We start from the raw sequence: 5040 nt of genomic DNA on the forward strand, positions 1-5040 counted from the left end.
TACAATATTTGTCGTTTTGAACAGATCAAACGACTGAATTTGAATACATGGGCTTAGTGCGCCCAAAAATCAGAATTCTCCCGATAATCGGGATAGAAAAGTAGGAAATACAGGGACTTTTGCTGGAAATTAGAGGGCAAGAGTCCCTTCTTTTTTTATATGACGGAATACTTCTGGTTTTTAGAGGTGCCCTCAACTTTGAGCCACTCCAGTTTAATCCCATCAGGATCCAAACAATAGAGCGCCTTGGGATCTTCGGCCTCCAAGAAACGCTCTTCATATAACAGCGGTACCCCAAGGACCAACAGATCTTGCCGCAAGGCCTCCAAATCCTCCTCAACCTCAAAAGCTAGATGATTGAGTCCGATTCGTGTCCGATGATAGCCCATATGAAGAAAATGCTGAGGGGCTTGGACAAACACCAGGTATTGATTTTGCTGCTTAAGAGAGAAGCCCTGTTCCCAGTCCTGGTAAAGTTGGTAACCCAATCTCCCGAGAAAATGTTCGTAAAACCTGCGCGAGGCTTCCAGGTCCGATACGTAAATCTCGATGTGGTGCAGCACGACTTCCTACTCCTTTCGAAAAACAACACCATTTTCTTTGAGCTGCTGAATCGTTGTTGGGCCAATTCCATGAATCGTCAAAACTTCCTTTTCGGTCCAAGCTGCAAAATCCTCAAAGGTTTGAAGTTCTGCGGCTGTTAAAATCCGTTTCTTATCAAGTCGTAAATTTTCAAGTGCTGGCGAAACAAACATCTGAGCCAATTTAAATCGAGCCTCTGCCTCAAGAAATTCAGGCAACGGTGAAACTGTTGCTGACTTCTGCTTTAGCGATAGTTTACCTTGAAAATCCTGATACATTCTAGTTAATTCTTTGGCAATGATTTCCTTATCCGCTAAAAATCTCAGCAAGGGAAAGAGGGCGAAGCTAAACGGAGTCTCAAAGTCGGTCAAAACTGCCTCCATTGTATTTTGCAACCAAGTTTCAGAGGCTAGATGTGAAGCAAATTCTGAATCCCTTTCCATTAAATCTTTAAAGAGAGTATTTGCAGTTTCTAGATTCCACTCTTCAAGGCTGGCAATCACAGCATAGAGATTTAGCCCAGGATCAAAAACACCAGTTGCTAATTTTTCTTCATAGATGTCTAGGACACGTTCTGGTTGATAGATTATACAGTAGGTAGCTGCCGCTAAATAAAGGAGATGCTCTGGACAATCCTTTTCGAATAAAAATTCGTCTAAAAGATCGAGAATTTCAGCCGCTAAAGTCCATAAACCCACATCAAAGTAAGTCTCTAACAACAAAGCTAGACCATGCAAATATCCTGCACTGTCAGAGCCCGCCCAAGAAGGAAAATTAATTTCTTCAAGTCCTTGCCAAATCAACTCTGTAAACGACTTATAGAGGGGAATCCTGTCATAGGTAAAGTCAGTAGTAGTAGCCTCTATATAAGCCATCTGGATTGCAAAATTTTCAGGATATTGTTGGCTCAATTTTTCCAAAGCCTGAACTTTCTCCGATTCATCTGATATACCAAGAGCCTTAACAAGGCCAAAGGCTTCTTCTAACTCAGCTTTTGTATCTTCATCTTGAATTCTTTGTGCTAACTCCCTAAGCAAGCCGAGCATGTTTGCTGTTTCCTCTTCCTCACTGAGAATATCCCTGCCAGCTCCAAACTCTTGAAAATGATGATTCACATTTGGGCTTTTAAAGCCACTATCTGGATCTATGAAAGCTAAATCTTCCAAATCACCGATGTTCATTTCATGATTTGCTTTATAGTCCCGGCGCATCTGCTTTAGCAACTTCTTCTGTTTTTTCTTTTTAGCCATAGTAATCCCCTTTATGACAAAAAATCCCTGTCAATTCCTTGACAGGGACGAAGCATTCTCCGCGGTACCACCCAGATTCGGGCTGGGCCCGCACCTCATTTTTTCTTGTTGAAAAATCATTTAGCAACCAACCTTGTATTCCCTGCGGATTTCTCACCCCCCACCGCTCTCTGAAAGGAAATAAACTCAAGATACCTCTAAACAGTGTCATTCTATCATAGAAATAGACACAAAGCAAGCCTCACCAAACTATTTATTGCTCAACAAATGCAACCAAGTCGGCAATCGTTGTTAAATTTTTCTCATCATCGATTTCAACACTAAACTCATCTTCAATGGCCGTAATAACTTGGAACAGATCCAAAGAATCAACATCCAAAGAATCAAAGCTAGACTCTAACGTCACTTGATCTGGCTGCACTTCCAATTCCTCAACAATAATAGCCTGAATTTTTTCAAATGTAGACATAAACTACCTCATTTCATTTCTTATGATAAAAAGTATACCATAAGAACCCCCAAACCGTAAAATTACAGGGTTTCCAAAAGCGGTAGTATTTGTCCCAAGTGGTCAATCGTTCGACTAGCACGGCTTTGATCCAATCCAAAACGATAGTCCCGAATCGCCCAGACCTCGGCTCCAGCATGAACACCGGCCTGAATCCCCTTTTCACTATCTTCAATAATCAAGGTTTTTTGAGGATCCACTTGGAGTTCCCGACAAGCAGCCTGATAAATCTCTGGATGGGGTTTCGATTCTTCAAACTCTTCTCCGGATAAAACAACATCGAAATACGATGTAATTTCCAATTCCGCCAAGGCTCGCTCAATATCTTTTTTGACAGAACTAGAGGCCAATCCAAGGACATAGCCCTTTTCCTTTAACCCCTGCAAAACATGAGATACTTGCGGAAAGGCCAACTGACGGTAAGGAAGGGGATTCTTTTCCTTATAGGCCACATAATCCGCCTGCAAACGGGGTACATCAAACTTGTCATAGGAATCTCCTAAGATATTCTCCCAGACTTGCTTCATATTTCCACCAATAAAGTAAGCTGGGGGCAAATGATCAATCGAGATCCCCTGACTGGCTAAGTAAGTCTCCCGGCGCTTGTAGTAAAAATGCTCCGTATCCACCAATACACCATCCATATCAAAAATCACAGCCTGAAAAGACATCGACAATCTCCCTCTATGTAATATTTTCTGAAAATAACACGAAAATTCTCATACTCTATCCTATCATCATCCAATGCCAGTCACAATACCAGTTGACAATGAAAGCGTATTATTTCAGAACAAGAGGCACTGAAAAGGACTCGATTTCTGACTATTTAAACTAGGGAGATCTCATGCCTGATTTTATTCAAGCTATCTTCATGAGAAATCAGCACAATGATTTTATCTTTAGCAACCAAGGATAAAATATCTAGTAATTCCGAATGGAGAGAACTCTCAATATTCGAAAACGGTTCGTCTAGAATAATCAATTCCGCTTTTGGTTTTAGAAGCGTGATCAGGAGATTTAGTAATTGTCTTTTTCCATCTGACAATGTCGCTATCTTGCTCTCTAACAAATTTTCGGAAGAACCCTTGATGAACATTTGATAAATAGACCATTCGGGAGTGTCTTCTTCTAGCCTGTCAGGATCAAAAGTAAAATAAGTGGACAATACATCTGAGACTTTTAAATCAGCTGCATAATGGGTATGCACATTGAAAGAAATCCATTCCCTTCGTAAACGAGAGGCGTTCAAGGAGTCCAAGGAGATCCCGTTAAACAGGATAGCTCCTTCATAATCATTGAGCTTTAGACCCACAAGGAGTTTTACCAAGGTTGTTTTCCCAATCCCATTCCTCCCTTTCAGATGATAAATAGATCCTTTTGTCAACTGTACATTTAGATTCTGCTGATACATCTGCTCCTGGGTTTGACCATGAATAATATTAAAATCTCTTAACTCAACTGAATCAATAGACTTAACTGCCTGTTCACCCTCAATCTCTTCTGGTAGAGATATGAGAGCCCCAATCCTTCTTTTAGCACTAGAATATTCTTGCACCTGTATCCCTAAATCAAAAAAAGTATCCAGGCTATTGATAATCCCATTAAAATATTGAATCGTTGCCGTAAATATCCCAATGGATAACAAGCCATTAACAACATCGATTCCCCCTAACCAAAAGTACAGTAACTGGAAAAGGAAGGCCAAGACAATCTGACTAGTGGATGTCCAGTAGCGTTTGTTAAACATTTTCTTGATATCCACTAGTAAATTTTTGTAGTCAGATGATAAACGACGGATCTCTAACTTTTCAAGACTTAACATTTTTGTCGTAAATAACCTTTGAAAAATTTGACTCTTCCGAGCTTCATAGAGACTATCTTCTTCTCGTATTTTATCAAACAAAGCATACATGGAATTCTTGTTGACTAGATAGATCATAATATAAATAACGGAGAGAAGCAGGACTAAAATCAAAACCTTAGGATTAAGCAGACTAAGTAAAATAAGGGTAAAAAGAATAGTCACCATGGACTGAATAGCTTGGGGAGTTGTAAAAATTAGAAAATTAATAATGCTTTCTAAATCTGCATTAATCCGACTATTTAAATAATGCCGATCATACTCGACTAATTCTTTACTATTCTTTCCATAAATTAACTCAAGTAAATCGGTATAGCTCGAAAATTTCACAAGACTACTGCCAACATGTTCATTTCGAGCTATGAAATAAGAAAGAAATAGTTTACAGAAAAAAGCAAGTATGGCACAAGCTGCAATCAAGAAAAAATAGTCATTGATTTTCCTATAAACCAGTCCATTAATCAATTCCGCTTCCAGCAAAGGAATAACTACTGTCACAACCGCACTTAGCAGTGACAAGACTAGTTGGAAGTAAAACGTCTTTTTAGAATATCTGGAGAATTGCTTCATCAAAATCCCTCCACTTATACAGCTTAAAAATTCTCTACCAATCTATAACATTACTATAACACCTCATCACCAGATTACAAGAGATTTTCCAATTTTTTCAAGAAGGGAAGAATACAAATGATACAAGCAAATGACAAAATCCGCATAAACTTGATTTCACAAATAAAAAAGAGGCTAACGCCTCCTTACTAGTCGGGAAGACAGGATTCGAACCTGCGACACCTTGGTCCCAAACCAAGTACTCTACCAAGCTGAGCTACTTCCCGTAG

General features: G+C 39.5%; 5 protein-coding genes and 1 tRNA gene. All 6 read right to left on the reverse strand.

Going from position 1 to position 5040, the window contains the following annotated elements; translation table 11 throughout:
- Nucleotides 1–155: 155 nt before the first annotated feature.
- The gene (locus tag E5983_RS08505) at nucleotides 156–563 is read right to left on the reverse strand and encodes a VOC family protein (RefSeq protein WP_160333415.1); all 408 of its coding nucleotides are present in this window, start codon (nucleotides 561–563) and stop codon (nucleotides 156–158) included.
- A 6-nt stretch (nucleotides 564–569) separates the two neighbouring features.
- Nucleotides 570–1832: a helix-hairpin-helix domain-containing protein gene (locus E5983_RS08510; RefSeq protein WP_160333416.1), complete on the reverse strand. Its 1263-nt coding sequence runs from the start codon at nucleotides 1830–1832 to the stop codon at nucleotides 570–572.
- A gap of 253 nt (nucleotides 1833–2085) precedes the next feature.
- The gene (locus E5983_RS08515) at nucleotides 2086–2301 is read right to left on the reverse strand and encodes an acyl carrier protein (RefSeq protein WP_160333417.1); all 216 of its coding nucleotides are present in this window, start codon (nucleotides 2299–2301) and stop codon (nucleotides 2086–2088) included.
- A gap of 62 nt (nucleotides 2302–2363) precedes the next feature.
- Nucleotides 2364–3011, reverse strand: coding sequence for an HAD family hydrolase (locus tag E5983_RS08520; protein ID WP_160333418.1), 648 nt, complete (start codon nucleotides 3009–3011; stop codon nucleotides 2364–2366).
- A 155-nt stretch (nucleotides 3012–3166) separates the two neighbouring features.
- The gene (locus tag E5983_RS08525; RefSeq protein WP_160333419.1) at nucleotides 3167–4771 is read right to left on the reverse strand and encodes an ABC transporter ATP-binding protein; all 1605 of its coding nucleotides are present in this window, start codon (nucleotides 4769–4771) and stop codon (nucleotides 3167–3169) included.
- Nucleotides 4772–4963: 192 nt separating this feature from the next.
- Nucleotides 4964–5037 (reverse strand) — tRNA-Pro (locus tag E5983_RS08530).
- Between the last annotated feature and the right edge of the window lie 3 nt (nucleotides 5038–5040).

The sequence above is a fragment of the Streptococcus danieliae genome (assembly GCF_009767945.1).
GTDB classification, from domain to species: Bacteria; Bacillota; Bacilli; order Lactobacillales; family Streptococcaceae; genus Streptococcus; species Streptococcus danieliae.